Raw genomic sequence first — 25,914 nt, forward strand, 5'->3', positions numbered from 1 at the left:
GTCGGAATGCGGCACGTGCGCCTGCGGCGGGCGATCCGTCACGAGTCATCCAAAGAGTAATGTGGGGAACCCGACCACGTACACCCGACAGGCATGTCGTTAGCAGAGAGAACAGCGTTGATCACCGGCGCGAGCTCCGGTATCGGCCGCGGAATCGCGACGGAACTCGCGGCGGCGGGCGCGAACATCGTCGTCGCCGATATCCGCGAGGAACCGAAGCGAGGCGAGCACTACCAGACGGACGCGACCGTTCCGACGGCGGACCTCGTCGAAGCGGAGTCGGGCGTCGAAGCGACGTTCGCCGAGACCGACGTCACGAGGGAATCTGACATCGAGGCCGCAATCGAGGCGGCGGTGACCGAGTTTGGAGGACTGGACGTCCTCGTAAACAACGTCGGAACGCACGTCCACGGAACCTCACAGGAACTCACCGCCGAGGAGTGGCACCGCGTCGTCGACGTGAACCTGACGAGTTACTTCCTCGCGGCGAAGTACGCCGTTCCCCACCTGGTCGAGTCCGAACAGGGTCGCATCGTCAACGTCAGCAGCGTGAACGCCTACGAGGGCGGAGCGGGGCCGCCGTACTCGGCGACGAAAGCGGCGATCGTCAATCTCACGCGCGACCTGGCGCTCGAAGTCGCGGACGCGGGGGTGACCGTAAACACCGTTCTCCCCGGCGTCGTCAAGACGCCGATGCAGGATCAAAACGACGCGGAAACTCGTCGGAGCCAGGCCGAGCGGACGGCCCTGCCCCGCGTCGGCGAACCAAGTGACGTCGGAGCGGCCGTTCGATTCTTCGCGAGCGATCGCGCCGAGTGGATCACGGGCGCGGAGTTACTCGTCGACGGCGGCTACGCGATCGGCGGGTACTAACAGTTCGGACGTTCGTCGCGAGTCGTCGGCACTGCTCGGTTGCCAGTCGCGATCGCCGTTTTCACGGGCAGAGCGGGGGAGCGCACTCCTAAATCTACTCGAATAGCAGATACAACTAACGATGACTTTCAGCGGGGAAAGAGTTAATTGACGCGCCGACACACGGTAATTCGGACCACGGTAGCGTGGACCATCGAGGTAGCAATAGCTATGCAAGAACGATTCGACCTCGGACGGAGAACAGTGGTACAATCGCTCGGTATCCTCGGCGCCGGCGGGCTGGGACTGGGTTCGACGCTAACGGGCACCGCGTCCGCGTACGACAGCGCCCTCGAGTCGTATTACGACCTCGACGGGACGGACGCGTCGGATTCGTCGGGGAACGGAAACGACGGAACGGTCGACGGCGCGTCCGCCGGCGGGAGCGGGATCGCCAACGGTTGCTTCTCGTTCGACGGCACCGACGACACGATCGACGTTCCGCACGCCCTGTCGGGTGCGACGAGCGGGTCGTACTCCGTCTGGGTCAACGCGGATCGCCTGGACGAGGACAAGGCGATCCTCGGCGACTGGCCGGACGCGGACCTCACCCTCTGGTACGATGTCGACGATGACGTCTGGGGGTTCGCCGCGCGGTTCGACGGGACGATTCGGAAGGTCACCGGCGGGTCGCCGACGGCGGGCGAGTGGGGACACCTCGCCGTCACCTACGACGGAACCGTCCTCACGTTATACGTCGACGGCACCGAGGTCGACGCGAACTCGGTGAGCGGATCGCTGGCTTCCGAGACGGATATCCAGCTCGGGGGCGATAACGGTGATCACAACTACTGGCACGGACGAATCGACGAAGTTCGCACGTACTCGCGGGCGCTTTCTCCGACGGAGGTCTCCGAACTGTACGCCGACCCCGGATCCGCGGCGTTCGACGGAACCGACACCGTCACCGACATCGAGTACGCGAACCAGGGGCTCGCGTTCGAACCGAGCGGGCAGAACTACTCCCCCGGCGACGAGTTCATGTTCCCGTCGATCATCGAAACATCGAACGTGAGCGACCCGCTGGGCAAGTACCACCTGTACTGCGCCCCGCACGGCACCCCCGAGACGAAAGACGGCGAGACGGTCGGTATCGCGCTGTTCTACTCGGACACCCTCGGCGACGGATCCTGGACCGAATACGCCGGGAACCCGATCATCGATCCGTCGGACTTCGCCGGCGTATCGCACATCTCCTCGCCGCACGCGATCTACGCCGACGAGTACGGCAAAGTCCTCCTCTACGCCCACGGGAACAACGACACGACCCGGTGGTGGTACTGCAGCGGCGGCGACGGAGCGACGTTCGACTACGGCGGGATCGCGGTGGATACCGCCATGTTTTCCGGGTCGTCGGAGGCGTCCTACGCGCGCGTCTATGAGTACTCGATTCCGAACCGATCGAACAGGTACACGATGTTCTTCATGGACAACCAGAGCGGGACCCGTCACATCCGACTGGCGACGTCCGACGACGGGAAGAACTGGACCGTCGACTCGGAGCCGGTGATCACGCCGCAACCCGAGCACGACGGGAACGTCTCCGGCCCCTTCTTCTTCAGATACGACGGTGCCTACTGCCTCGCGTTCCACGCCTCGGACGGTAACCAGTGGGTCGCGGAGGTCGGCGAGAACGTCGATCGGGAGGATCACCTCGGGACGTTCAACCAAGCGACGAGCGGCGATCCCGACAACGGCCGGTGCAGTTCGCCGTTCCTCGTGAAAGACGACGACGGACAACCCTGGATGTACTACGAATCCGACGATCGTCTCGCCGCCGCGGTTGCCGTCGAAAATCTCACCGACCCGGACGACGCGGCAAATCTGGACCTCTTCGACCTCTCGTAACTCGGCCCCTCGTTCAGCCGCCGGTCCCGACCGCGAATTCTTTCGATCAGTTGGTTCAGGGGAATCCGTATCGCTGGACCCGTCGCCCGACGAGACGAAGTCGTTCGTATATACTCTCGAACGGAACCCTGACTACACCTAATCAGGCGTATATGATGTGTGGATACTATAGAATGATTTTTGATATGTAGTGTTCTGGAACCGAGTCGAACCCAGACCGAATTGACGGTTGAAAAATGGTGACGTTCCACTGTACCACGGTTCTTCCGTACGAAGAACCCTATTTTCCCGTAATAGATCGAATAATAAGGATTATATAGTCAAATATCGACTATTCGCCCAGTTACTAGTCGACGCACCGATGAACGAAGGTTTTATCCGGATTTTCCCGGCAGTTACCCGCATCGACAACCTTTGATCGCCCCCACGCGATCGGTTTTATATCGGATCGACGCGGCAACGACATCGCACGCAAAACTATCTACTAACGTATGAGTTTTCTATTCTACCAATATTAAAATATTATTCGATAGCCTCGAGACAGCGGGAAGTGGCGCCGGCGGCTCCGTTCGTCGAAATCACACCCACTTCGGGACGATCGCGAGCGATCGGCGCCGAGTCCTTCGGATCGAGAGATAGCCCTCGCTGACGATCGCGGGACGCCAAAAAATACGAGATCGAATTCGACGAGTCGCGTCGGGCGACGTTACTTCGCGCGGCCCTGGCCGCCGTTGTTGGACGGACGGACCTTCTCGGCGCCCTTACCACGGGTGTTGAGACCGCGGTTGGCCGTGCCCGCGTTGGTGAGCCCGCGGAACGCGCGGTTGGTGTGGGCGTCGTCGCAGATCCAGTTCAGATCGTCGTCGTTCTGGATCGCCGGGTGGTTCGGATCGACGAGGATCACTTCGAACCACTTCTGGCTGCCGTCTTCACCGACCCAGTAGCTGTTGAGCACGCGCAGGTTGGGGTACTTCCGGGAGACGCGCTCCTCGCCGATGCGCTGGATGTTCTTCCGGCGACCGATCCGGTTGACGCCCTGGCGCTTCGTGCGGCGACCGGCCTTGTGTCGCTGCTTTCGGGCGGTCCCCTTGCGGACCGAGACGCGCGCGACGACGATGCCCTGCTTGGCCTTGTAGCCGAGCTCACGGGCCTTGTCGAGTCGCGTCGGCCGATCGATCCGCTCGATCGCGCCTTGCTTTCGCCATTCCTGTTTGCGCTGCCACTGGAGTTCCCCGAGTTTTCCGTCGCCCGGGTTTTTCCAGGCCTCTTTGATGTGGGAGTAGAAGCTTTTTGCCATCGTAATCACCCGCGGACGTTTCCTGGTTCAATCCCGATGCCCGGGATCACATCCCGACCTGTGGTGGCGTGCGTGCCGAACAGGTGCCCGCTGGCGCCCGCGACCCAGCGAGTCTGTGCAAACGTATCCAGCGTTCGTGTATAAGCGCTTCGAAGCGGCGAGACCGCCATGCGAGTCGATATCGAACGCGTCTCGAGCGATCGGCTCCGGAGCGGGCGAAACCGAAACTGCGAACAGAGGGGCTACCGTTCGACCCGAAGCGTATAATCGGAGAGGATCCAGGCGTGTCCCTTCGTCGGATGCCCGATCAGGGCGAGGGTCACCGGTCCGACGGCGTACTCTTCATACGTTTCTTCGATCGGCGGGACGTCAGTCGGCGGCGGAGTCACTCGCAACAACTCCCGTCGTGATCGGCCCCCTCGGTCGCGTCGCGATCTGGATCGACGATTGAAACCCGGTCGGGTCGAACCTCCACGGCGCGATCGTCGTGCTCGAACGTCACCTGCAAATCGGCCTCGGGATCGGCGTCGAAGAGCCGATCGAGCGCCGTCGGATCGAGAACCCGGTACAGCGGGGGATCCAGTTCCGTCGGAACGATTCCCCGTGCGGTCGCCAGCGCCTCGATGACTCGCGTACTCGCTCGCTCGTCGCCGACGGTCGTCGCCGACCCGAGTTCTCCATTGCTATTCATTGACATAGGAGACGAGTGCGGGGAGAAAGGCGCTGTCTATTACGTGTATTCGATCGACACCGATCGCGTATTACGTGTATAGTGCCCCGCCGATTTGGCATCCAGCGGCGCCGATGCGGCCGATCGCGATCTCGCGGCCAGCGGCGATCGTCGACAGACCGGACGATAGTACTGAAAATATATTAGTTTCCGCCGATACTTCCTGGCATGGACGTCCTCCAGCGGACCTGGCATCGCGTGCTCGGCGCGGGCGCTGCGATCGCTGTCGCCGGTCGCCGTCCGATCGGTGCAACCGCTCGCGGACGCGCCGGTATCACTGCGCTAAAGTCCCCGGCGACTGAGTGTCACTCATGGTCGACACGCAGCAGGTTCAAGAACGGATCGTCGAGAGCGGCGTCATCGCCGTTCTCCGGGGGATCGACGCGGAGCGGATCGTTCCGGTCGCGCGCGAGATCCGCGACGCGGGCGTCGGCGCGATCGAGGTCACGGCGAACGATCCGCGGGTGCGCGAGAAGGTCGCGGCCGTCGACGAGGCGCTCGCGGGAACGGACGCCGTCGTCGGCGCCGGCACCGTCCTCGACGAACCGACGGCCCAATCGGTGATCGACGCCGGCGCCGAGTTCGTCCTCGCGCCGGACGTGAACCCCGACGTCGTCACGACCTGCAACCGCCACGGCGTCCTCTCCGCACCCGGCGTGATGACCCCCACCGAGGCCGTCACCGCGATCGAGGCGGGTGCGGACGTCCTCAAACTGTTCCCCGCGAGTACGGTCGGCCCGAACCACATCGGCGCGCTGCAGGGCCCGCTCGGCGACGTCCCCGTGGTGCCGACCGGCGGCATCGGCCCGGACAACGTCGAAGCGTTCTTCGACGCCGGCGCGGCCGCCGTCGGCGCCGGCAGTTCGATCGTCGACTACGACGCGATCGCCGACGACGACATGGACCGCGTGCGGGAGACCGCCGCGGCGATGGTCGACGCGGTCGAGAACGCGCGCGACTGAGCACCCTCACTCAAGAAACCAATCGCCCCAGCAGGTAGTCCGCAGTAGTAGCTATACATCGATCACTTCTCCCATGTGCACGTACGACGCCCTGTGTCGCCTAGATCTCTCAATTAGAAGGGAACGGATACTGTAACGTAGATCTCCTACCAGTCGACTCTAATCCCGCAGTGTTCGGATTCCATTATCGAGGGTCAAATCCATCCCGGATATCGTCAAAGACGTCTGATCTGCCGTGGGAATATCGAGGCTGGTGCCCCATCGTATTCTGGAGGGAAGGCATCCTTCCAGGGCTTGTTCACGGGATCATTCTTGGATAGCGTAGATTTTATATATCGAAATATAGTTCATCACCTGCGAACGTTCGTGGCGGAAGGCGAGACGACATGCAGCGCATCCCGTTCGGACTGCGACGTGACGATCGGCCGTCGTCGCAGCGCTCTCGCGAATCCGGATATCACGACTTGCGGAATTCGAACGTCAGAACGCTATTCCCGCGACTTTCCGATCAGTACGCAACGCTGTCTCCGGATCCGCCGAATCGAACCCGGCGCCGACTGCTGCGAGCGGTCGGCGGGTCGTTCGCCGCCGCAACGGTAGCCGGTTGCCAGGGGCGCCGATCGGACGAGGCGTCCCGGACCGAGACGTCGTCGAACAGCGCCGACTCGGAGGCGTCACCGGCGTTCGCCTCTCGGACGGAGACTTCATCGGCGATACGTTCGGGACGGTCTTCGAGGCCGACGACGGGAGGAAAGCAGCGTGGACGTGCTCACGAAAACCGTCGTCCGGACCGGCGTCGACGGGTTCGAACTCGATGATAGCAGCGGAACGTCGGCCAGCCGGTGAGTCGAGCCGCTCGGGGCCGCGGCAGTCGATCGCCGCTAGGCGAACTCGCGGACGGTTTCGAACGAGTCGCCGGCGATCGAGTCCGCGATAGCGTCGTGGTCGATCCCGTCCGGAACGTGGCGAGGGTACTTGCGACGGAAGTAGCCGAGCGCGTTTTTCAGATCGCGGCGGAGGAACTCGTCGGCGTTTTCGTGTTCGGTCGGCACGGCCTGCGGCCAGTCGAAGATCGTCACCCCCGATTCGTCGACGAAGACGTTGTACTCGCTCATGTCCGCGTGGACGTAGCCACGTTCGTACGCGCGCGCGACCTCCGAAACGAGGAGATCGAGGACGCCGAGCACCTGTTCGTCCTCGAGTTTCGTTCGCGAGAGCTCGACGCCGTCCATTTTCTCCATCACGATCGCGTGGCGGTTCTGGTCGATTGGCTGCGGGACGGAGACGTCGGGATAGAGATCCTCGAGGATGTCGTGTTCGCGTTCGGCGGCCTTTCGCGCGGTATACATCCAAGAGACGTGGGCCTTATCCGCGGTGTAGTCGCGCTCCTTGTGGACCTCTCGGAAGTTAGTGTAGCCCTCCCGGTGGTACTTCAGCGCGAGCGGCTTGTACGATCGAACCTCGTAGACGTCGCTCTCCTTGCCGACGCCAAGCGGCGAACCGAACTCACCGATCGTATCCCGCTGGACGAGCGCCCGCAACGCGAGCGCGTCGTACCCCTCGAACTGGAGGGTGTATCCCTCGTACTGGATCGTCTTCTTCTCGATCAGCCCCCGTTTGAGACAACGTTCGAGCCGGTAGTCGACCTCCTCCTCCGTCAGTCCCGAGAACGCGGGTAGCTTCTCCCGCTGGACCCACTCGGAAAAGCGCATTCCCTGCTCGACGCCCGACAGGAGATAGAAGTCCTCGGATTCGAGTTCCGGAAGCATTCCGGCGACGTTCCGCACCATGGCTCGGGGTAGCCGTCGGGTACGTAAAAACGTCGTGACGCGTGACGATCGTTCGCGGCCGAGTCCCCGAATACACCGGAAATCCACGTTCGAACCGTCCGCGGTGCCGACACGACGACACCAGACAAATCACATATCACGATATCAAATCGGATTCGGCCGTCTCGATAGGCGCTCGAACAACGGCAGTGGCGAGTCGATCGAGTTCGCGGCCGTCTCAGCGGCAAAATGACCGACACGGCGGCTGTCGTCTCGCGTTATCGGTCCCTAACTCCGACGACGCCGGAGATGGCGGCGACGAATGGAGTCGCACCGATCATCGTCGCCCTCAGCCAGAGCGATCGCGATCCGGGGATCGATCGCACGGTGACGACGTCGTAGTCGTTTGCCGACGAAACGCGTCCGCCGCGGTTCGCTTACCGTTGGTCGGCCGACCGATCCAGACGTAGTCGTAGAACTCGCCGAAAAGAAGTAGCAGCGCAGGAGGTGATGCCGTCGACCCGGCCGACGGATCGATCAGCACGGGTCTTCGGCCGGACGAGTTTCGCCTCCGAATCAACGATCACCCCGAGAGGCTGAAACTCGGGATCACCACTCGTTGGCGGCCTGTTCGGCGACCGGTTCAGACGTCGTTTCGTCGCCACGAACGACGACGTACACGATCAACAGGACGATCCCGATCGGTAGGAAGAGAAACGTCAGTCCACCCGTGCCGAGCGCCCAGACGAGTTCGCTCTGTTCTCGTTTCGACGCGTCCTTGTAGACCCAGTAGCCGACCGCGATTCCGAGGAGCAACGAGATCACGAACGACGCGAGGGAAATCATCATTATCGTTCCCTCGTCGAAGGGCAACTCCCCGTTCGCCTCCGACTGGAGGACGACGAGGGCGGACAGTAGCGTGTACATTCAGATTCCCCCCGTGTCGGCCGTCGATCTCGGAGGGGACGTTCGATCGCGATCGGTGACGTTCCGATCGGCGGGGACCAAATCAGTACGTCTCAGCATCGACCTCATGTAGCTACGATATTAAATTCGAGGAATAAGTATCTATTCTAATTTATCAGACAATAAAGGTTGGGCGGACGGACGAGTAGATAACGGAGCCGCTCGTTCGTCTGCGAGTCTGACCCCGAGAGGCACGATCGGTCCTTGAAACCTTCGGATCGGCCGTCGATCAGCAGTTCGCGACGCTATCGGAAAGATATATACGTACAATAGTTAAAAATTAATCACGTGTGAGTGTGCCTGCGATCGAATTATCGAACGTGACGAAACGGTTCGGTACCGAGACTGCCCTCGACGACGTGAGCCTCACCGTCGAAGCCGGGGAAGTCTACGGGTTTCTCGGCCCGAATGGGGCGGGGAAGTCCACCACGATCAACCTCCTGCTCGACTTCGTCCGTCCGACGGCGGGCGACATCCGCGTGTTCGGACTCGACGCGCAGGAGGAGAGCCAGGAGATTCGCAGGCGAACCGGTATCCTCCCCGAGGGAGTCGAGCTGTACGATCGGTTGACCGGTCGCCAACACGTCGAGTTCGCGATCGAGTCGAAGGCCGCGGACGACGATCCCGACGAACTCTTGAAGTGGGTCGGCATCGACGAGGCCGCGTCCAGGGCGGTCGGCGGTTATTCCAAGGGGATGGCCCAGCGGCTGGCGCTCGCGACGGCGCTGGTCGATTCGCCGGAACTGTTGATTCTGGACGAACCTTCGACGGGGCTCGATCCGAACGGGGCTCGCGAGATGCGCCGGATCATCCGCGCGGAACGCGATCGCGGTGCGACGGTCTTCTTTTCTTCCCACCACCTCGGGCAAGTCGACGCGGTCTGCGATCGGGTCGGAATCCTCCGAGATGGACGCATCGTGGCGGAGGATACCGTCGACGGGCTTCGCGAAGCGACGGCGTCGAAGACGCAGCTTCGGATACGGCTCGATCGACTGCCGCCGGATCCGTCCGCGGCGCGAACCGCTCTCGAAGCGATCGACGGCGTCTCGACGGTTTCCGGGTCGGGAGCGGAGGTTTCGGTCACCTGTGAGGATCGAGCCAAGACGACCGTCCTCCGGACGATCGAGGACCAGGGCGTCGGCATCGAGGACTTCGAAACGACGGAGTCTTCGCTGGAGGAGCTGTTTGCGGCCTACACGACGGGGCCGGCGAGGGCGGGATCGTCAGGACCGGCGGAGACGACGGAATCGACCGAGAAAACGGAACAGACGGGAGGGCAGTCGTGAGCGCGATCGCCGTCGCGAAGAAGGACTTCCGAGACGCGGTTCGATCGCGGTCGTTGATCGTCGTTACGGCACTGTTTGCGCTGTTCACCGGGAGCGGAGCGTTTCTCGCGTCGTGGGCCGGGGACGTGCTCGACGTCGGCGACGAACAGACGACGCTCGACCTGCTGATCGCACTCCAGACGCCCGCGAGCTTTCTCGTCCCGATCATCGCGCTGCTTCTCGGGTACGGTGCGATCGCCGGCGAACGCGAGCGCGGGAGTCTGAAGTTCCTGCTCGGACTGCCGCACACGCGACGCGACGTCGTCCTGGGGAAAGTGCTCGGTCGCGGAAGCGTCGTCGCCGTCTCGATCCTGATCGGATTCGCCGTCGGCATGGTCGCGATTTTCGCGTTCACCGGCTCCGTCTCGCCGGTCGAGTACGTCGCGTTCGTGCTCGTGACGATCCTGTTCGGGTTCGTCTACGTCTGTATCGGCGTCGGCATCTCGGCGATGACGCGATCGACCACCCGGGCGGCGGTCGGCGCGTTCGGGTTGCTCGGCGTGTTCTGGTTGCTCTGGGGGTTCATCGGTCAACTGGCCCTGTACGTCAGTACGGGATCGCTCATCGTCCAACCGCTCCCCGAGTGGTACGTTACGTTCGTCTCGCTCCCGCCGGGACCTGCGTACGGCTCGGCCAGCAGTGCAATTCTCGGCGAGTCTCCGCTGAACGAACTGGCCGGCGCGGACGAACTGATCGCCGGCGGTGATCCGATCGCCACGGAGCCGTGGGTCGGATTCACACTCCTCGCGGCGTGGGCCCTCGTCCCGCTGGTTCTCGGCCTGCTGCGCTTCGATCGGGCCGATCTCTGAGCGAAGGCGGCGCGCCGTCTGGGTTCGGAACCCGAGTATGAAAGAGGGGTGAACCCGGCGCCGCGCGATCGCCCTGCCGTCGGAACCGCTTTCCCGTTCGGCGCTGTCGCTCCGAGTATGACCGACCTCGCCGATCGAGACTGGCGATTGATCAGGGACGACCCCCGCGACGGCGCGACGCAGATGGCGATCGAAGAGGTGGCCGCGCGGACGGCCCTCGAAGACGACCTGCGGACGGTTCGGATCTACTCGTGGGAACCGAGCACGCTCTCGCTGGGCTACCGGCAGGACGCGGCGACGGTGGACTGGAAGTTCTGCGACCGGGAGGGGATCGACGTCACCCGCCGACAGACTGGCGGCGGCGGGATCTATCACGATCGGCACGCCGACATCTCCTACACGATCGTCGCCCCGGCCGACGAAGTTCCGGGCGACCTGATGGACTGTTACGCGCTGTTCTGCGAGCCGATCCTCGCGGCGTTCGATCGGATGGGGATCGACGCCGACTTCGCGGCCGCGGCCCAGGACGCGATCTACCAGCCGTCGTGCTACCTCCGGGACATCCACCCGGCCCACGACGTCGTCGCACCCGCAAGCGCGGGCGCGGACGCGAAGAAGATCAGCGGCAACGCCCAGTACCGCCAGCGCGACGTCGTAATTCAGCACGGGTCGATCAGCTACGACCTCGAACCTCGGCGCCACGTCGGCGTCTTCGACGAATCGATCGCGGAGTCGACGTTTACGAACCGGGTGACGAGCATCCGCGAGCAGGCGGGGATCGATCGCGAGGCGGCCGTCGAAACGATCGCCGACTCCCTACGGGAGTGGTGCGACGCGACGGAATCGGATTGGTGGGACGAGGAACTCGCCGCCACGAGCGAGCTGGCCGATCGGAAGTTCGGGGCCGACGCGTGGGTGCACGATCGGGAGATCTTGGAAGCCTGAGGACGGTGAAGACGGTCGAATTCGCGGTTCTTGCTTACGCGGTTCTCGCTCACGGGTCGCAGGCTCCCCGTTCGCTTTGGCGCGGTTCTCGCTCACTTCGTTCGCTTCGAACCGCGCACTCCGAACCGCGCGATCGGTCCGAAGTACCTATCACGAACCGGTACTGACGGCAGTCTATGAAGGTCGGCGCACACGTTTCGATCTCCGGTTCGCGCGTCTCGTCCGACGAGGAAACACCGCCGTACAACGACATCCGCAACGCGGTCCACCGCCAGCGGGCGTTCGGCGGCAACTGCGGGCAGATCTTCACCACGTCGCCGCAGGTCTGGGCCCAACCCGAGATCAGCGAGGCGGCCGCCGCCGGATTCAGAGAGGAAACCGAAACGCAACTCGAGGGGCCGTGGGTGATCCACTCCGCGTACCTCGTCAACCTCTGTACGCCGAAGGAGGACCTCCGGCGAAAGTCCAAAGAGAGCATGCAGGCGGAACTCGACGCCGCGGCGAAACTCGGCGTTCCGTACGTAAACGTCCACCTCGGCGCGCACACCGGCGCGGGCGTCGAGGGCGGCCTCGACAACGCCGCGGGCGTCATCGACGACCTCGACGTCCCCGACGACGTCCGGATCCTCATCGAGTCCGACGCCGGCAGCGGCACGAAACTCGGCGGCGAGTTCGAGCACCTCGCGGGCATCATCGATCGCACTGAGACCGACATCGGAATCTGTATCGACACCGCCCACACCCTCGTCGCGGGCAACGACCTCACGACCCCCGAAGCGGTCGACGAGACGATCGGGCGGTTCAACGACGAGGTCGGCCTCGAATACCTCGAGTACATCCACCTCAACGACTCCAAACACGACGTCGGCACGCACAAGGACGAACACGCCCACATCGGCGAGGGCCATATCGGCGAGGACGGCATGCGTGCGATCGTGAACCATCCCGACCTGCGCGACCTGCCGTTCGCGCTGGAGACGCCGACCGAGGACGGCCGCGGCTTCGCGTGGAACATCGAGAAGGTCAAAGAGCTCCACGAGGCGTAACGCCCCGATCGAGAGATCGACCCGTTTTTACTTCACACGTTCATACCGCGGACTGTGCGCGAGTTCTCCGAAGACTACCTGCGTCGAACCCGAGTCGGGATGTGGGACGATTCCCGAGAGGCGCTCGAACCGCTGGAGCTGCGCTCCCGCGATCGGGTTCTCGACGTCGGCTGCGGGACCGGCGAGTTGAGCCGCGTGCTCGCCGCGGAGTGTTCCGGGAAAGTGGTCGGCTGCGACGCCGATCCGACGCTGCTTCGGCCGGCCCGCGAGCACGTCCCGGCGGTTGCCGGCGACGCCCGTCGACTGCCGTTTCCCGACGGTGCGTTCGACCTCGTGGTTTGTCAGGCGCTACTGATCAACCTGCCCGATCCGGAAGCAGCAGTTTCGGAGTTCGCCCGCGTCTCCGCGGACCTCGTCGCCGCGATCGAACCGGACAACGGCGCCGTCGAGGTCGACTCGAGCGTCGACGCCGAGGCGCCGCTCGAACGGCGCGCTCGACGGGCGTACCTAGAGGGCGTGCCCACCGACGTGACGCTGGGTGCGGGCGCGAAAACGGCGTTTACGGGCGCCGACCTCGACGTTCTCGAGACTCGACGGTACGACCACGTCCGAACGATCGCCCCGCCGTACGACGAGCGGGCGCTGACGACCGCCCGGCGGAAGGCGACCGGATCGGGACTGGCCGACGACAGAGACACCTTGCTCGAAAGCGATCTCTCCGAGGAAGAGTACGACGCCCTCCGAAGCGACTGGCGGGCGATGGGCCGGGACGTGATCGAGCAGATGAGCGATCGCGACTACCGACGCACCGAGACGGTGCCGTTTTACGTCACCGTCGGCCGGGTTCCGTAATTCGACGTTCGTCTCGTTCGAAAAGCGTCATCCCGCGGCGAGCGATCGGCGCGCGGAGTGGCAATCGAACCGGTGGACGTTCGGCAGATTTCCCTCGCCGTGACGCTGCTGGACCGCGTCACCACGGGAGCAGCGATCGCAGTCCGCCGCCCAGTAATCCGCCAACGAGACCGTCGACCGCGGTGAGCAGGGAGAAGGCGAGCGCGATCAGCACGACGCTCGGTCTGCCGAGCCCCGAGAGCGCCGGACTGATCGGACCGAGGGACGCGAATACCAGAAGCGGCGGCTCGTTGTACAGGCCCATGAGAGTACCTATGACCGCCGTAATCGTTCCCGCGAGGCCGCCGCCGATCGCGCTGGCGAACATCGCGTGAACGAGCCCGATCGCGAGCCGTCCGGCGGCGTACGCAGCGACGAATCCGGCCACGCCGCCGCCGACGAGACGTAGCAAGCGATGCTCCCGAAACTCGAGGAGAACCGCTGTATCGGCTGTCTCGCGATCATCGAACCCGAGGGCGGCAGCGACACGGCGCACCCGAACACCGTCGCGCGGCGCGACGGCGAGGAGTTCGTGTTGAACGGCGAGAAGGTCTGGGTCGGGAACGCAGAGATCGCCGACGTCGCGCTCGTCGTCGCCCACGACGCGTCCGAGGACGTCCAGGACATGTTCCTGGTCGACCGGGCGAACGCCGACTTCGAGACCGAGGAGATGAATAAACTGGGCTGGAAGGGCATCCCGAACGGCCGCATGATGGTCCTCGGCGCCGCCGGACTCGACCTCGAAAACCGCACGGAACGGTACTATCGGGACGCTCGGGTGATGACGATTCCCAACGGCACCACGAGATCCAGAAGCTCATCGTCGGCAAGGAGCTGACCGGCGTGAGCGCCTACTGACGTCGGCGCCGCTCGGGTGGCGTCCGTGTTCCGACTGGACGCCGTCGCAGCCGCGCCGAGACGTCCCTACTCGTCATTCCGAACGATGATCTGATCCGCTACGGTCTCGATGCGGTCGACGGGGATCCGAAGTCGGTCGCCGTCGGATCGACCGGTCGCCGAGGACTGGCCGTCCGGTTCGACGACGAGGTCGCGGAGGGCGCCGGATTTGGGAATCACGGTAACGTTGTGGAGTCGTCCGATGATCGTCCCGTCGTTTCCCACGACGAACTTTCCGACGAGGTCTCGTGCGAGTATCTCGCTCATACGGACCTGGCCCACACCCCGCGATAAATGGTTTTGGTCTCGGCTCGCGAGAAGCCGCTCACGAATCGTCTGATAACGTGCCGAACTATCGGTCGCAGTCTCCTCGGATTTCGTTCGACCGCCGGAACTCGCGCTCTCGGCGCGTCTCGGCGATTTCGCGTTCCGCCGTCGCGAGGGAAGCGTTCGACGGACGCTGGGGACACCTCTCCCCGAAGCAACGCGCCGAACGCCTCGAGGAGATCGACGATCGCATCGAGGAGCGGAAGACGGAGATCGCGAAGATCGACGGCCTCAGACCACGTCCCCGCGAACCGTCACGCCCTCCTGTTGCTCTCGCCAGGCGTGGAGTTCCCGCGCCGCGTCGGTCGCTTCGTCTTCGTCCATCCCGAGCATCTCCAGGGCCGACGACAGCGTCGGCAACGCGAGTTCGCTCTCCCGCAGTTTCCGGAAGGCCTCCTCGCTGCGGGTGCCATCGGCCCACAGGCAGACGCCGCGGGGGTCGAGCAGTCGGGTGTAGTCGCCGCGCAGTTTCGCGCCCCGGAGGCGCTGCGTGACGTTGTCCTCGAACGGCGCGTTACAGACCTCGAGGTGGATCGGCTCGTCCTCGCCGAGCAGGTGGGCAGCGAGACACCGCTCGGGAGCCGCGTGCCCGTTCGCGTTCGCGCGAAGGTACTCGGGGTATTCGGCGGCCCAGTCGGCCCGAACCGACTTGCCGACGCCCTCGACGCCGTACTCGTCGACCGAGTCGATCGCGTCGCCGGAGTCGCTATCGTCACGCATCAAAACGTCCTTGGTCAGGTAGACGTCGAGCCGATCGACGGGATCGAGTCCGAGCGCGACGTCGCCGAACGCCCAGATTTCGCGGACGGGGACGGGCATCCGCTCTTCCTCGACGGTGTCGACGAGTTCCTCGAGCCGGTCGACCGCGTCGTCGCGGTCAAATCCAGTCATCGATCGCGGTTGGCGCCGAAGGCGCAAAACCATTGCTCACGCGATCGATCTCCCGAGTCCACTCTTCGGATCGCGCGTTTTTGGTACGGATTACGATCACCGCGACGGCCCCTGCCGCGCTCGATCCGGCGCGGTGGCGCGAGAACCACAGCGAGTCACATCGGTCGAACACGGCAGGAACGTTCGTGGCGTCCCAACTGACGAGAGATATTCTGATACACAATCATCATCACGATTACCGTTGGCACGAAGCGCGCAGATTTTTGTCAGTTCCCGTCGAACGCAAGGATATGAGACACCGCATCTTCAACGAGGACGGCGAGGAGGAACTCGTCTTCGTCATGGGCTGGGGCAACCGCTGGACCCACGAGAACGTCAGCTGGCTCATCGGACAGCTGACCGACGCCGGCTACCGAGTCCACGCGTTCGAACTCCCGACGAACGTCGAGGACTTCAAAGCCGACTGGCTGGTGCCGATCGCGGAGTACGTCCGCGACATAGAGGAGTACCAGCTGCTCGCTCACAGCGCCGGCGCCCTGGTCGCCCAGGCGTTAGACGGCGCGGACAACCACGTCTACCTGAGCCCGTGGTGGGGATACACCGAGAGCCGTCCCGAGTTGCTGCTCGAGGCCGTCGCCGCGATCCCGACGTCGTTCCCGTGTCTCCCCGTCGGCGAACTGGACGCCGAGGCGCTCGGCGAGCTGGCGACCGACCACCAGATCGCGACGTCGCCACGGTGGGTCTCGCCGACGTTCGTCCGCGAAACTCGCCGCGCCCAGCGGGAACTGCTGACGATCGACCACGACGCCGTCATCTTCTGCTCGCTTCGCGATCCCGTCGTCAGCCTGCGGCCGATCGGCGAGCGGGTGCCCGCCGAACACGTCGTGCTGTACGACGGCGGCCACGAACTGTTCTCCTCCGCGAGCCGCGAGCGGCACGTCGAGACGATCCTCGCGGCGCTGGAAGAGGGCGCCGCCGCCGTCGAAGATCGAGACGAGGAAACCGAGATTGCGGCCTGAGCGACCTCGATCCGCGCCGGTTTCACCCATCTCGGTTCGGCCGATCGTGCGGGTCCGATCGCGCCGGCGCGTCGTATCGCGGAGACGAAACCGTGATGGGCGGCGATCGACAAGGACCCGGTGATGGACTGCAACCGGTGTGACGGGAAGGCGGTGATGCACGCCGCCTACTCCGGGGCACACCTCTGTGCCGACCACTTCCGCGAGTCGGTCGAAAAGCGGGTGCGCCGCCGGATTCGACGGGACGATCTCGTCCCACGCGACGCGACGCCCGAGGAGCCACAGACGTGGGTGATCGGTCTCTCGGGCGGCAAGGACAGCGTCGTCCTGACGAAGATCCTCCACGAGACGTTCGCCGAGGACCCTCGCATCGAACTGATCGGACTAACGATCCACGAAGGGATCGAGGGCTACCGCGACAGGAGTCTCGAGGCCTGCGTCGACCTCGCGGACGACCTGGGAATCCGCCACGAGGTCGTCAGCTACGAGGAGGAGTTCGGCGTCCGGATGGACGAGGTGGTCGAAGACGATCCCGAGAACATGGCCGCCTGCGCCTACTGCGGGGTCTTCCGCCGGGACGTTCTCTCCCGGTACGCCGACGACCTCGGCGCCGATCTCCTGTTGACGGGTCACAACCTGGACGACGAGGCCCAGACGGCGCTCATGAACTTCCTCGAGGGCGACGTCTCCCAGATCGCGAAACACTTCGACGCCAGCCTCGGGCCGCTGTCCGATCGCGAGGACCAAGAAGAGTTCGTCCCCCGCGCGAAGCCGCTTCGGGACGTCCCCGAGAAGGAGGTCGCCCTCTACGCCCACATCGACGACCTCCCCGCGCACATCACCGAGTGTCCCCACTCGAGCGAGGCCTACCGCGGCGAAATCCAGCAGCTGCTGTACGGGTTGGAGGAGAACCATCCCGGAACGCGCCACTCGATCCTCGCCGGCTACGAGGAACTCGCGTCGATCGTCGCCGACGAGTACAGCGGCGAGGATGGTGCCGACCTGCAGGAGTGTGTCGAATGCGGTTCGACCACCACCCGAGAGGTCTGCCGGAAGTGCAACTTACTCGAATCGCTCGCCTGAGGAGAGTCGGCGTCGCGCCGGTGATCAGACGATGTTGAACGTAAACGGCCGATAGTGGCCGTTTACGAGGCGTTTCGGCGAACTGACGCCGTTCTCACTCTCGAAGTACGTTCTCGTGGGTGTGGTGATCGTCCGCTACACCGCGAACGCGGCGCCAATAGAAAGGTCTGGGACGTCGCAGGACGGCTATCGGATCACGTCGACGCCGTTGTCCTTCTCCAGTTCGCGTCGGCCGCCGTCGCTCTGGGCGCCGTACCCGGATCTGGTGTCTCGAACGTTGTTGCTCGCGTCGAAGTCCGTCTCGTTCAGCCCTTCGATGCTCGCCCGCGACTTGTCGGCCTGTTTCTGCGTGGTCGGACCGAGGACCTGCGCGCTCTGGACGCCGGTCATGATCGCCATCACGCGGACCTTCCCCTTGTAGTTCTCCTGAATGCGGGCGCCCCAGATGACGTTCGCCGAGGCCTCGAGGCGCTCGGTGATGTTGTCGGCGATCCCCTCGGCCTCCTTGAGGGTGAGATCCGGCCCGCCGGTGATGTGGACCAACCCGCCGGACGCGCCGCGGTAGTCGACGTCGAGCAGCGGGTGGTTCATCGCGTCCTTGACGACCTCGTCGCTCTTGTTCTTGTCCTGGGTCTCGCCGACGAGCATGACGGCGACGCCGCCCTGGTTCATGATGGTCGACATGTCCGCGTAATCCAGGTTGATCAGCGAGGGCTGAGTGATCGTCTCGGAGATTCCCTTGACGGTCTCGGCGATGATCTGGTCCATCACCGAGAACGCCTTGCCGATCGGGAGGTTCGGGACGTAATCGAGCAGCCGGTTGTTGTCGAGGACGATGATCGAGTCGGCCTGCTCGCGAAGCTTCTCCAGGCCCTCCTCGGCTTTCACCGTGCGGGCGCGCTCGACGTTGAACGGCGTCGAGACCATTCCGACGACGATCGCTCCCTGTTCCTTGGCGATCTTCGCCGTGACGGGGGCGGCACCCGTGCCGGTACCGCCGCCCATGCCCGCGGTCACGAACACGAGGTCCGCGTCGCCGAGGACCTCCTTGATCGTCCCCTGGGCCATCTCGGTCGCACGTTCGCCCATCGACGGGTCGCCGCCCGCGCCGAGCCCGTTGGTGAGGGATTTGCCGACGAGGATCTTCGTGTCGGCCTCGATCATCTTCAGGTGCTGCTTGTCCGTGTTGATCGCGACGGTATCGGCGCCCTCGACGCCGATGTTGTACAGCCGGTTGATCGTGTTGTTTCCGGCGCCGCCACAGCCGACGATGACGATCCGCGGGTCCCCGAACTCGTCATCGTCGAACGAGGCGTCCATCTCGCGGGCTTCCTCCTCGGCGTTCTCGAGGGCGTCTTGGACGATATCCTGCATCGTTACACCTTGGCCCAGTTGTGTTTACCGGTCTGCTCGCTGTGTCCGTCGTACTGTTCGTTGATCATCTCTCGAACGGCCGACCGGATCGCTTCGCTCCGGTTCGGGAACTCGCCCGAGTCGACCAGTTGTTCGACCTCCTCGATCTGCTGTTTCGGGATTCGCAGTGTCACACGCTCCATGGTTGTATTCCCCGTTGGGGGTAAGACGGTTCGCGCGCCCCTGTCAGACGCGCCGCGTCTTACGTCGGAAACGCCCGACATCGGGCGTTTTCCGGCATCGGCCGGCCGCTGTAAGACAACCGTCTTACGCGACTAATGGAGTTACTGTCTGGCATAATAAAACTTTCGTCGGACGGACTTTCAGTGTCTTACGACTGTCGTCGGATACGACTTACGGCGAGTCGAGCACGTCCGCTGCAGGGGTCCGGCGACCGCAGCCGGGGCAGAACGCCCAGTCCGATCGGAGCTCGTCACCGCACTCGCAAAACGTCCGATGAGACGCCTTCTCGCCGCAGTTTGGGCAGTAAACGTGATCGGCGTCGATCGTTTCACCACACTGCCCGCACTGGTGATCGGAGCCGATCGCGTCGTGTCGCACATCCGTCGGCGGTTGTGTGACAGTTGTATTACGACTCGTCCGCTCGCCCTCGAGCGAGATGTTCACGTTGACGTCCTGCGGCTCGCCGACGCTGGATTCTCGAAGCCGGTCCGCGAGCAGCGTGTCGACGCGCTCGCGAATCAGGCCGTCGATCGGTTCGGTGCCGTCCCCCGGCGAGGTCCGTTCCGCACGCTGGTCCGCGCTCCCGCTTTGCGACCCGCTATCGGCGAGGTGCGATCGCAGCGCTTGACGCATCACCTCGCTTTTCGACGCGTCGAGCGCCTCGAGTTGCTCGACGAGCTCGTCGTCGGCGCGGAACGTGACTTTGCTCATGACGTTCGATTCCCTCGTATGTTACAACGTTACCTCTATCATTCATTCTTCCGTTCATCAATGTTTCGGCGACCTGTCCCGTGGTGGCACACTATCACATTCGACGGGAATGATAACCCTTATGTCCGCACCAGGGACTACGTTGGAGTGTAACCGCCCTTAGCTCAGACTGGTAGAGCAGTCGACTGTAGATCGACTTGTCCCCCGTTCAAATCGGGGAGGGCGGACTCGGATTCTCGCCGAATCGTAGTTGAACCGGGTACTGACGTTTACAGCAGTAACAGAGCTTCTATCCGCAGGTCTATCGACCGCGAATCGGATTCCAAATCCGGTGTGGAACTTGAGTCAAGTCGGGGGTGGCCGCCTGCTGGCGGTTTTTGTAGTCGATGCGCGGGGTGGTCGGCGTGACGATCGCGCTCTGGCCGTCGGCCGGCAACTCGTCGACATGCGAGCACTGCGGCACCCACGTCAGCGATCGATTCTGCCGCGTCTTTGGTGACGATCGCGATCGTGCCCACCGCTGCGGCGAGTGCGATTCCTACCGACGATTAAGCCGCGGCTCCGCTGCGGGGAAAGACGTCGCGATCCCCGGTCCGGAGACGTCACCCGGCCGTCACGGAGGTGAGGCTGATGTCTGAGTTCGTGCCGGCGAATCAGCTGTATGACGTCGGTAGTCAGACGCCCATAGCCCATCCAGCCCAGCAGGCGACTGACGAGCACGTTCGTCGCGCTGTTGAGAACCAAGAGTGCAAGATTCGAACCAATGGGGGGGTCGCTCCTCGAGCGGTATTGAGCAATTAGGACCTGTATTCGAGTTCCTTCACGCTGTTGGCGATATCGTAGAGGAGATAGACCGCAGCGAGTCCGATCCCGATTTGCATCCACGTTGTTACGGTTCCAAGGCTATTGGTGAATTCGATAGCGCCCCACAGTCCAACGAATGCGGAGACGAGAATGATTGCGGACACTACCAGGATGTTCTTCACTGGCGGGTTAGACTGCGGAGATTCCTGTCGTTCGCCCATGATGATGGCATTTCACTGAGGGGACATCGATCTATTGCTTCTATCGAATACGAATCAGAAAACAGGAGATCACTACAGACGGTCTACGAACAGGTCGGTGATTCTCGATGACTCGCCTCGTCGAATCTGACGAGTGCAAACGCTGCGGTGATCGGCTCACCGGCCTTCGCCGGCTCTGCACGTGACTGTACGCGCGACGTGCGGGAGGGACCGCTATGAGTTCACGAACGTCGCCCCTCGAGAGTCCGAAAGCCAGCGGCGACGCGATCGAGGCCGCAGTCGTTCAGGACGTCACCGAACTCGAATACATCGGCGATCGGACGGCCAGCTGGCACGACGCGCGGACGTCAGCGCTCCTCGAGCCGCGGCGATCGCTGCCGTTCTATGGCATCGTTCTCGTCGAGACGGGAGTTCCAATCGAAATCAAGGGCTGCCAGATCGAGACGAGTAACGGGAGTCGATCGACGCGCGGGCGGTTCTACGTCAAACGCGCAGCCCACGAGCAGCTGGTCGACGCGGCCGGGATGTATCTGTTCGTCGTCTACCTGCCGCGACCGGGGTTGCCCCAGGTCGCCCGCGCGATCGTGCCCGCCTCGATCGTCGACGAACTCCTGGCCGGACGATGGTACGACGTAGACGGCTCGCGCTCCGAGCAAGAGGTCGCGAAACTCGCGTGGTCGCACGTGATCGATCCGGCGAACGTCGATCCGACGGTAACAGTGGGTGATCGGTTGTGAGTTCCGACGCCGAGCACGGTCGCGCCGATCGGTCCGACGACGTTCGCGACCTGGAGGGCGAACTCGCGAGCACGAGTGCGGGACACGTCGGCATTCCCGTCGACGCGATTTGTGTGGGTTGTGGGCGAATCCGGGTCAAGCGCGCCGATCCCGAGGAGATGGGTCAGCATCCACAGGTCGACCCGACAACGCTTGACGCGACGGGTCTCACGTCGTTTACGCACGTCTGTCACCCGTGTGGGAGCGTGACCTGGTGGAACCCGGTGGCGGTGCTGACCGGCTTACTCGACGCTGAGCGCGATCGGGGTGAGTGAGGGTGCCGCAGGTCGCGACGACGCCTCACGAGATCGAGGGACGCTGGAAGCGGCCCGACTGGGGTCGTGGTCCGTACGACGCGCTCTCGTCGGTCATGCTCGGCCCGCCATTCGAGGGATACCTGGAGTTGGACGTCGAGGTCAACAGCGAGCCATGGCACCTAAAAGTGACATACAGCAAATCGGGGATCGCCCCGCGCCTGTCGGACGGAATTAACGTCGAGTGGCTGTACGAGTGGGACATCGTGGGCCGTGGGCGCGGCGAGCGGAAAGCGTCGTACAACATCTCGCCGCGATTCCCGAATATGCGCCACTGGGAGAGCGGTGAGCCGCTTCGACTCCCGTGGGAAAACCAGGTCGGCGAGATCGACGGTGTCGACGTCGAATACCGCACCAGTAACATCGAACCAGAACGCGGGCTCGAGTTGCTGCCGGAGTTCTTCGCGGCGATTTTCGACGAAGCAGGCGAGCGCGTTCATCCTGAGTACTTCCGGACCGACCCACATCCGGCGAGCACGATGTGGGCGTACGAGCGGTCGTCCGAATGACGCGCGAATGGGCGCGCAAGCTCTCGTCGGCCGGTGTGCTCCAGAAGGTGGCACTGCACCTCTCGGACGTGGAGGGAGTCAAAGCCGAGTTGCACATCAACAACAGGGAGGTGATGAACCACCAGAACCGGCTGTTCCTCGATCCCACGTCGGTGTAGGAACTCCTACCGGGTCACACCTACGGCCGGAAATTCGAGATCTACCAGCTGAAAGATCCCGACGCGGTCTCGAAAGACTACCCCTCGTCCCATCCGAAGGTCGAGGTGCTGGTGAACAAGAAGATGAACGACGGCCAGGCGCGGGCGTGGGCCGATCGCCATGAAGTGACGAAGGAGATCGAGGAGACGTTGCTGAACGCGCTGCACTGGGAGCGCGCAGCGCGAAACGCCCCTTGGCGGGTGTCGCCAAGGCGACAGCGCCAAAAAACTACAGCGCCCCATCCGCTTCTGGATGCAGAACTCCAGTTGAAGCATATGAAAATAGGGGTCCCCTTATTCTGCAAAGATAGTCGAAAGCAGTATTACGTACAGTCTCTGTCAGTATTGGTACCCTGAGCACAGAGCGTAGTCACTTTCCGCGTTTCTATTCACAGTTTTGAAGGAGCCGTGAGATAGAGTCACACTCCTAAGCCAGCATTTATGGGCCTGAGGGTTTTAACGAAGTTAGATCAATTGCGGATTTCAAAGAGGAACGACGGATCCATCCCACAACTACCAACCTTTGAAAGCCGCTTATGGCCGTCAATCCGCCGATCATCCCAAACAGAAAATATGAGTAAAAAACAACAAAATGACTCGCTTGAGAAATTCGGGCTTGAGGCCACACTGGATGCAGTGCAAAAACGTCGGGAAGTGAGCCAGACACAAAGCCTTCACGAGAAGGACGAAGGGAACGACCACCTCGCGTCCATCTACGAAAGTCAAGAAGATCAATTTGAGACGGCCGTTCCCTTCATTAAGGAGGGCCTCAAGCGGGGCGAACGGTGTCTGTACGTCGCGGATGACAGCACGACAGAGGCGGTTCTAGATGCGTTTCGCGAGGGCGGCATCGACGTAAAGACGGCTCGCGAATCCGGAGCCCTGTCGATCGTCACAAAATCTGATACGTACCTGCGCACGGGTGAATTCGACCAACAGGCGATGCTGGATTTCTGGCAGGAGACGCTCGCCGAGGCGCGTGATGAGGAGGGTTACGAAGGTGTTCGAGCCGCCGCCGAGATGACATGGGCCCTCGATGAAGGAACAGGCCTTGATCGGCTCGTCCAGTATGAGGCGATGCTCAACACCATTTATCCCGGCGAGGACTACGTCGTGCTCTGTCAGTACAACCGCGAGCGCTTCCCGGAGGAAGTCATCTCAGACGTTATCCGAACGCATCCGCTGGTAGTCTACGGCGGCAGGGTGTGTCAGAATTTCTATTACCACCCGCCAGAAAAGTTCTTCGACACCGACAGCCCAGCTCTCGATATCGATCGGGCAGTGGAGGAACTCATCAGTCGCTCCCGAACGCGAGATGCCCTCCAAGAGAGGGAACAGCAACTTCAGTCGCGACTTCATCAACAGAAAATCGTCACTGAACTTGGACAACAAGCGCTCGAAGATGGCGATCTCGACCAGTTGATGCACGACGCCTCCGTGGCCGTCGCCGAAACGCTGGACAACGAGTACTGCAAGGTACTCGAATTGCTACCGAGTGGAGATGAAGTCTTCCTCAGGCAGGGTGTCGGCTGGCGAGACGGGCTCGCCGGCAATGCGACAGTCCCGACCGACCTGGATTCGCAAGCTGGCTACACGCTTCTCTCTGAAGAGCCGATCATCGTCGAGGACCTGCGCACCGAGGAGCGGTTTAGCGGGCCCGAGTTGCTCACCAGTCACGACGTCGTCAGCGGCATCAGCGTCATCATCGGGACCGTCGAGGAGCCCTGGGGCGTGCTCGGAACCCATACAACCGATGAACGGGAGTTCACCGAATACGACGTTAATTTCGTCCAGAGTGTTGCCAACTTGCTCGCCGCAGCGATCGAACGCCACGAGTATCAGAATGAACTCGAGCAAACAGTCTCGCAACTCGAAGAGTCGAACAAACGCCTCGAACAGTTTGCATACGCCGCATCCCACGATCTGCAAGAGCCGCTGCGGATGGTATCCAGTTACAACGAATTGATTGAAGCCCGCTATGGGGACGAACTGGATGAGGACGCCAAGGAGTATTTAGAGTTCGCTATCAACGGTGCGGATCGAATGCGCGAGATGATCGATGCCCTGCTTGAGTACTCGCGCATTGATACAAATGGGGGCGAATTTGCGCTGACCGACTGTAACGCAGTACTGGAGAGTGTCCACGACGACTTGCAGTTCAAAATCGACGAAAAAGACGCCGAGACCACCGTCGATTCGCTTCCGACCGTGTATGCAGACAAGAGTCAACTGACCCAAGTATTCCAAAATCTGCTGAGCAACGCGATCAAGTATAGCGGCGACGATCCCCCGAAAATCTCCGTCGATGTCGAGCAACGCAATCACGAGTGGGTGTTCGCCGTCAGCGATAATGGGATTGGAATCGACCCTGAGAAAACAGACCAGATATTCGATGTTTTCCAGCGACTCCACAGCCGCGACGAACATGAGGGAACTGGAATCGGCCTCGCGCTCTGTCAACGCATTATTGAGCGCCACAACGGACGGATTTGGGTAGAATCTGAGCCGAGTGAGGGATCGACATTCTTCTTTACGCTACCTATTAAAAATACGGCAAATGACTGAGGCCGACGTCAACCTTCCGGATAGCGCTGATGTACTTCTCGTTGAGGATAATCCTGGCGATGTCCGCCTCATGAAAGAGGGATTCGACGCCAGCCCGTTCGATCTCACCGTCCACACTATTAATAACGGAGATGATGCCCTTGATTTTATCTTTCAGCGCGGCGACTATGTCGCCGCACCTCAACCGGATCTCGTGATCCTCGATCTCAACTTACCACGCACGAATGGCGACGTCGTTCTGGCCGAACTCAAGCGTGATCCTGATCGCTGCCGCATTCCCGTCATCGTATTCACGAGTTCACAGGCGGAAGACGACGTACTCACATCATATGACCATCACGCGAATGCCTGTGTCACGAAACCCGACCATGCGACAGAGTTCATCGAGACGATCGGCAGGGTTGTCGAATTGTGGTTCGCTCTCGTTCGGCTACCAGCCGACGAGGAGTGAGCATACTGTACACGCCGATCACGTTATCCGGAGGAACCTCAGAAATCTCGGTG

28 protein-coding genes, 1 tRNA gene and 1 pseudogene are annotated in these 25,914 nt (G+C 62.7%); 18 read left to right on the top strand and 12 right to left on the bottom strand.

The window, feature by feature from the left end; translation table 11 throughout:
- Positions 1-93 precede the first annotated feature (93 nt).
- Both MUH00_RS02920 and MUH00_RS02925 read left to right on the top strand, forming a co-directional pair.
- Positions 94-873, top strand: a complete 780-nt coding sequence (locus tag MUH00_RS02920) for an SDR family NAD(P)-dependent oxidoreductase (RefSeq protein ID WP_247002279.1) — start codon at positions 94-96, stop codon at positions 871-873.
- 210 nt (positions 874-1,083) lie between these two features.
- A complete protein-coding gene (locus MUH00_RS02925) occupies positions 1,084-2,760 on the top strand; it encodes a LamG-like jellyroll fold domain-containing protein (protein ID WP_247002280.1) in 1,677 nt (558 codons plus the stop codon).
- A gap of 706 nt (positions 2,761-3,466) precedes the next feature.
- On the opposite strand, the gene MUH00_RS02930 is transcribed toward MUH00_RS02925, so the two are convergent.
- From MUH00_RS02930 to MUH00_RS02940, 3 genes are all read right to left on the bottom strand, one after another.
- Positions 3,467-4,057: a 50S ribosomal protein L15e gene (locus MUH00_RS02930; RefSeq protein ID WP_247002281.1), complete on the bottom strand. Its 591-nt coding sequence runs from the start codon at positions 4,055-4,057 to the stop codon at positions 3,467-3,469.
- A 242-nt stretch (positions 4,058-4,299) separates the two neighbouring features.
- Complete coding sequence (locus MUH00_RS02935; RefSeq protein ID WP_247002282.1) at positions 4,300-4,446, bottom strand: hypothetical protein; 147 nt, start codon at positions 4,444-4,446, stop codon at positions 4,300-4,302.
- The gene (locus tag MUH00_RS02940) at positions 4,443-4,748 is read right to left on the bottom strand and encodes a HalOD1 output domain-containing protein (protein ID WP_247002283.1); all 306 of its coding nucleotides are present in this window, start codon (positions 4,746-4,748) and stop codon (positions 4,443-4,445) included. The genes MUH00_RS02935 and MUH00_RS02940 overlap by 4 nt, the downstream gene beginning before the upstream one ends.
- A gap of 350 nt (positions 4,749-5,098) precedes the next feature.
- Here MUH00_RS02940 and MUH00_RS02945 point away from each other — a divergent pair, with 350 nt between their 5' ends.
- Positions 5,099-5,749 carry a bifunctional 4-hydroxy-2-oxoglutarate aldolase/2-dehydro-3-deoxy-phosphogluconate aldolase gene (locus MUH00_RS02945; RefSeq protein ID WP_247002284.1) on the top strand — a complete coding sequence of 217 codons (651 nt, stop codon included), beginning with the start codon at positions 5,099-5,101 and terminating at the stop codon, positions 5,747-5,749.
- A gap of 881 nt (positions 5,750-6,630) precedes the next feature.
- On the opposite strand, the gene MUH00_RS02950 is transcribed toward MUH00_RS02945, so the two are convergent.
- Positions 6,631-7,539, bottom strand: a complete 909-nt coding sequence (locus tag MUH00_RS02950) for a serine/threonine-protein kinase RIO2 (protein ID WP_247002285.1) — start codon at positions 7,537-7,539, stop codon at positions 6,631-6,633.
- A gap of 588 nt (positions 7,540-8,127) precedes the next feature.
- Positions 8,128-8,445: a hypothetical protein gene (locus MUH00_RS02955; protein WP_247002286.1), complete on the bottom strand. Its 318-nt coding sequence runs from the start codon at positions 8,443-8,445 to the stop codon at positions 8,128-8,130.
- Positions 8,446-8,780: 335 nt separating this feature from the next.
- Here MUH00_RS02955 and MUH00_RS02960 point away from each other — a divergent pair, with 335 nt between their 5' ends.
- From MUH00_RS02960 to MUH00_RS02980, 5 genes are all read left to right on the top strand, one after another.
- Complete coding sequence (locus MUH00_RS02960) at positions 8,781-9,770, top strand: ABC transporter ATP-binding protein (protein WP_247004055.1); 990 nt, start codon at positions 8,781-8,783, stop codon at positions 9,768-9,770.
- Positions 9,767-10,618, top strand: coding sequence for an ABC transporter permease (locus MUH00_RS02965; RefSeq protein ID WP_247002287.1), 852 nt, complete (start codon positions 9,767-9,769; stop codon positions 10,616-10,618). The genes MUH00_RS02960 and MUH00_RS02965 overlap by 4 nt, the downstream gene beginning before the upstream one ends.
- A gap of 117 nt (positions 10,619-10,735) precedes the next feature.
- Positions 10,736-11,563, top strand: coding sequence for a lipoate--protein ligase family protein (locus MUH00_RS02970; RefSeq protein WP_247002288.1), 828 nt, complete (start codon positions 10,736-10,738; stop codon positions 11,561-11,563).
- A 176-nt stretch (positions 11,564-11,739) separates the two neighbouring features.
- Complete coding sequence (locus MUH00_RS02975; RefSeq protein ID WP_247002289.1) at positions 11,740-12,609, top strand: deoxyribonuclease IV; 870 nt, start codon at positions 11,740-11,742, stop codon at positions 12,607-12,609.
- A 54-nt stretch (positions 12,610-12,663) separates the two neighbouring features.
- Positions 12,664-13,461: a class I SAM-dependent methyltransferase gene (locus MUH00_RS02980; RefSeq protein WP_247002290.1), complete on the top strand. Its 798-nt coding sequence runs from the start codon at positions 12,664-12,666 to the stop codon at positions 13,459-13,461.
- Positions 13,462-13,579: 118 nt separating this feature from the next.
- Here the strand turns inward: MUH00_RS02980 and MUH00_RS02985 are convergent, their stop codons facing one another.
- Complete coding sequence (locus MUH00_RS02985; RefSeq protein ID WP_247002291.1) at positions 13,580-13,912, bottom strand: hypothetical protein; 333 nt, start codon at positions 13,910-13,912, stop codon at positions 13,580-13,582.
- A gap of 3 nt (positions 13,913-13,915) precedes the next feature.
- Between MUH00_RS02985 and MUH00_RS02990 the strand changes: the two genes are divergently transcribed.
- Positions 13,916-14,338, top strand: a complete 423-nt coding sequence (locus tag MUH00_RS02990; RefSeq protein WP_247002292.1) for an acyl-CoA dehydrogenase family protein — start codon at positions 13,916-13,918, stop codon at positions 14,336-14,338.
- 86 nt (positions 14,339-14,424) lie between these two features.
- On the opposite strand, the gene MUH00_RS02995 is transcribed toward MUH00_RS02990, so the two are convergent.
- Both MUH00_RS02995 and MUH00_RS03000 read right to left on the bottom strand, forming a co-directional pair.
- Complete coding sequence (locus MUH00_RS02995; protein ID WP_247002293.1) at positions 14,425-14,664, bottom strand: PRC-barrel domain-containing protein; 240 nt, start codon at positions 14,662-14,664, stop codon at positions 14,425-14,427.
- A gap of 291 nt (positions 14,665-14,955) precedes the next feature.
- Positions 14,956-15,615: a DUF7095 family protein gene (locus tag MUH00_RS03000; RefSeq protein WP_247002294.1), complete on the bottom strand. Its 660-nt coding sequence runs from the start codon at positions 15,613-15,615 to the stop codon at positions 14,956-14,958.
- Between the two features lie 290 nt (positions 15,616-15,905).
- On the opposite strand from MUH00_RS03000, the gene MUH00_RS03005 reads away from it, so the two are divergent.
- Both MUH00_RS03005 and ncsA read left to right on the top strand, forming a co-directional pair.
- Positions 15,906-16,634 (top strand): alpha/beta fold hydrolase, encoded by a 729-nt coding sequence (locus MUH00_RS03005; RefSeq protein WP_247002295.1) that lies wholly within the window; start codon positions 15,906-15,908, stop codon positions 16,632-16,634.
- 123 nt (positions 16,635-16,757) lie between these two features.
- Complete coding sequence (ncsA, locus tag MUH00_RS03010) at positions 16,758-17,717, top strand: tRNA 2-thiolation protein NcsA (protein WP_247002296.1); 960 nt, start codon at positions 16,758-16,760, stop codon at positions 17,715-17,717.
- A 186-nt stretch (positions 17,718-17,903) separates the two neighbouring features.
- Here the strand turns inward: ncsA and ftsZ are convergent, their stop codons facing one another.
- The 3 genes from ftsZ to MUH00_RS03025 all read right to left on the bottom strand — a co-directional run bounded on the left by ftsZ (position 17,904) and on the right by MUH00_RS03025 (position 20,024).
- Positions 17,904-19,091: a cell division protein FtsZ gene (gene ftsZ, locus MUH00_RS03015; RefSeq protein WP_247002297.1), complete on the bottom strand. Its 1,188-nt coding sequence runs from the start codon at positions 19,089-19,091 to the stop codon at positions 17,904-17,906.
- Positions 19,092-19,093: 2 nt separating this feature from the next.
- Entirely contained in the window at positions 19,094-19,273 is a 180-nt protein-coding gene (locus tag MUH00_RS03020; RefSeq protein WP_247002298.1) for a ribbon-helix-helix domain-containing protein, read from the bottom strand.
- Positions 19,274-19,484: 211 nt separating this feature from the next.
- The gene (locus MUH00_RS03025) at positions 19,485-20,024 is read right to left on the bottom strand and encodes a double zinc ribbon domain-containing protein (protein ID WP_247002299.1); all 540 of its coding nucleotides are present in this window, start codon (positions 20,022-20,024) and stop codon (positions 19,485-19,487) included.
- Positions 20,025-20,177: 153 nt separating this feature from the next.
- Here MUH00_RS03025 and MUH00_RS03030 point away from each other — a divergent pair.
- Positions 20,178-20,251, top strand: a tRNA-Tyr gene (locus MUH00_RS03030).
- 168 nt (positions 20,252-20,419) lie between these two features.
- On the top strand, positions 20,420-20,662 hold the full coding sequence (locus MUH00_RS03035) for a DUF7563 family protein (RefSeq protein ID WP_247004057.1): 243 nt from the start codon (positions 20,420-20,422) through the stop codon (positions 20,660-20,662).
- Positions 20,663-20,821: 159 nt separating this feature from the next.
- On the opposite strand, the gene MUH00_RS03040 is transcribed toward MUH00_RS03035, so the two are convergent.
- The gene (locus MUH00_RS03040; RefSeq protein WP_247002300.1) at positions 20,822-21,049 is read right to left on the bottom strand and encodes an Mn2+/Fe2+ transporter; all 228 of its coding nucleotides are present in this window, start codon (positions 21,047-21,049) and stop codon (positions 20,822-20,824) included.
- A gap of 215 nt (positions 21,050-21,264) precedes the next feature.
- On the opposite strand from MUH00_RS03040, the gene MUH00_RS03045 reads away from it, so the two are divergent.
- The 5 genes and pseudogenes from MUH00_RS03045 (at position 21,265) to MUH00_RS03065 (ending at position 25,861) form a co-directional block, all read left to right on the top strand.
- Positions 21,265-21,786, top strand: a complete 522-nt coding sequence (locus MUH00_RS03045; protein WP_247002301.1) for a PD-(D/E)XK family putative nuclease — start codon at positions 21,265-21,267, stop codon at positions 21,784-21,786.
- Positions 21,783-22,100, top strand: a complete 318-nt coding sequence (locus MUH00_RS03050; protein ID WP_247002302.1) for a hypothetical protein — start codon at positions 21,783-21,785, stop codon at positions 22,098-22,100. Before MUH00_RS03045 ends, MUH00_RS03050 begins: the two co-directional genes overlap by 4 nt.
- A 2-nt stretch (positions 22,101-22,102) precedes the next feature.
- Positions 22,103-23,019 (top strand): annotated as a pseudogene (locus tag MUH00_RS03055) (DUF7845 domain-containing protein); the annotation flags it as partial.
- A gap of 399 nt (positions 23,020-23,418) precedes the next feature.
- Complete coding sequence (locus MUH00_RS03060) at positions 23,419-25,410, top strand: MEDS domain-containing protein (RefSeq protein WP_247002303.1); 1,992 nt, start codon at positions 23,419-23,421, stop codon at positions 25,408-25,410.
- On the top strand, positions 25,403-25,861 hold the full coding sequence (locus MUH00_RS03065; protein WP_247002304.1) for a response regulator: 459 nt from the start codon (positions 25,403-25,405) through the stop codon (positions 25,859-25,861). Before MUH00_RS03060 ends, MUH00_RS03065 begins: the two co-directional genes overlap by 8 nt.
- Positions 25,862-25,914: the final 53 nt, after the last annotated feature.

The organism is Halosolutus gelatinilyticus, from assembly GCF_023028105.1.
In the GTDB taxonomy this organism is placed as follows: domain Archaea; phylum Halobacteriota; class Halobacteria; order Halobacteriales; family Natrialbaceae; genus Halosolutus; species Halosolutus gelatinilyticus.

Coding starts and splice junctions, on each gene's coding strand:
- MUH00_RS03005 (WP_247002295.1), top strand. CDS start 15,906: ATGAGACACCGCATCTTCAACGAGGACGGCGAGGAGGAACTCGTCTTC.
- ftsZ (WP_247002297.1), bottom strand. CDS start 19,091: ATGCAGGATATCGTCCAAGACGCCCTCGAGAACGCCGAGGAGGAAGCC.
- MUH00_RS02970 (WP_247002288.1), top strand. CDS start 10,736: ATGACCGACCTCGCCGATCGAGACTGGCGATTGATCAGGGACGACCCC.
- MUH00_RS02930 (WP_247002281.1), bottom strand. CDS start 4,057: ATGGCAAAAAGCTTCTACTCCCACATCAAAGAGGCCTGGAAAAACCCG.
- MUH00_RS02995 (WP_247002293.1), bottom strand. CDS start 14,664: ATGAGCGAGATACTCGCACGAGACCTCGTCGGAAAGTTCGTCGTGGGA.
- MUH00_RS03060 (WP_247002303.1), top strand. CDS start 23,419: ATGAGTAAAAAACAACAAAATGACTCGCTTGAGAAATTCGGGCTTGAG.
- MUH00_RS02990 (WP_247002292.1), top strand. CDS start 13,916: ATGCTCCCGAAACTCGAGGAGAACCGCTGTATCGGCTGTCTCGCGATC.
- ncsA (WP_247002296.1), top strand. CDS start 16,758: ATGGACTGCAACCGGTGTGACGGGAAGGCGGTGATGCACGCCGCCTAC.
- MUH00_RS02975 (WP_247002289.1), top strand. CDS start 11,740: ATGAAGGTCGGCGCACACGTTTCGATCTCCGGTTCGCGCGTCTCGTCC.
- MUH00_RS02945 (WP_247002284.1), top strand. CDS start 5,099: ATGGTCGACACGCAGCAGGTTCAAGAACGGATCGTCGAGAGCGGCGTC.
- MUH00_RS02950 (WP_247002285.1), bottom strand. CDS start 7,539: ATGGTGCGGAACGTCGCCGGAATGCTTCCGGAACTCGAATCCGAGGAC.
- MUH00_RS03045 (WP_247002301.1), top strand. CDS start 21,265: ATGAGTTCACGAACGTCGCCCCTCGAGAGTCCGAAAGCCAGCGGCGAC.
- MUH00_RS02940 (WP_247002283.1), bottom strand. CDS start 4,748: ATGAATAGCAATGGAGAACTCGGGTCGGCGACGACCGTCGGCGACGAG.
- MUH00_RS03025 (WP_247002299.1), bottom strand. CDS start 20,024: ATGAGCAAAGTCACGTTCCGCGCCGACGACGAGCTCGTCGAGCAACTC.
- MUH00_RS03020 (WP_247002298.1), bottom strand. CDS start 19,273: ATGGAGCGTGTGACACTGCGAATCCCGAAACAGCAGATCGAGGAGGTC.
- MUH00_RS02920 (WP_247002279.1), top strand. CDS start 94: ATGTCGTTAGCAGAGAGAACAGCGTTGATCACCGGCGCGAGCTCCGGT.
- MUH00_RS02955 (WP_247002286.1), bottom strand. CDS start 8,445: ATGTACACGCTACTGTCCGCCCTCGTCGTCCTCCAGTCGGAGGCGAAC.
- MUH00_RS02925 (WP_247002280.1), top strand. CDS start 1,084: ATGCAAGAACGATTCGACCTCGGACGGAGAACAGTGGTACAATCGCTC.
- MUH00_RS03040 (WP_247002300.1), bottom strand. CDS start 21,049: ATGGGCGAACGACAGGAATCTCCGCAGTCTAACCCGCCAGTGAAGAAC.
- MUH00_RS03065 (WP_247002304.1), top strand. CDS start 25,403: ATGACTGAGGCCGACGTCAACCTTCCGGATAGCGCTGATGTACTTCTC.
- MUH00_RS03000 (WP_247002294.1), bottom strand. CDS start 15,615: ATGACTGGATTTGACCGCGACGACGCGGTCGACCGGCTCGAGGAACTC.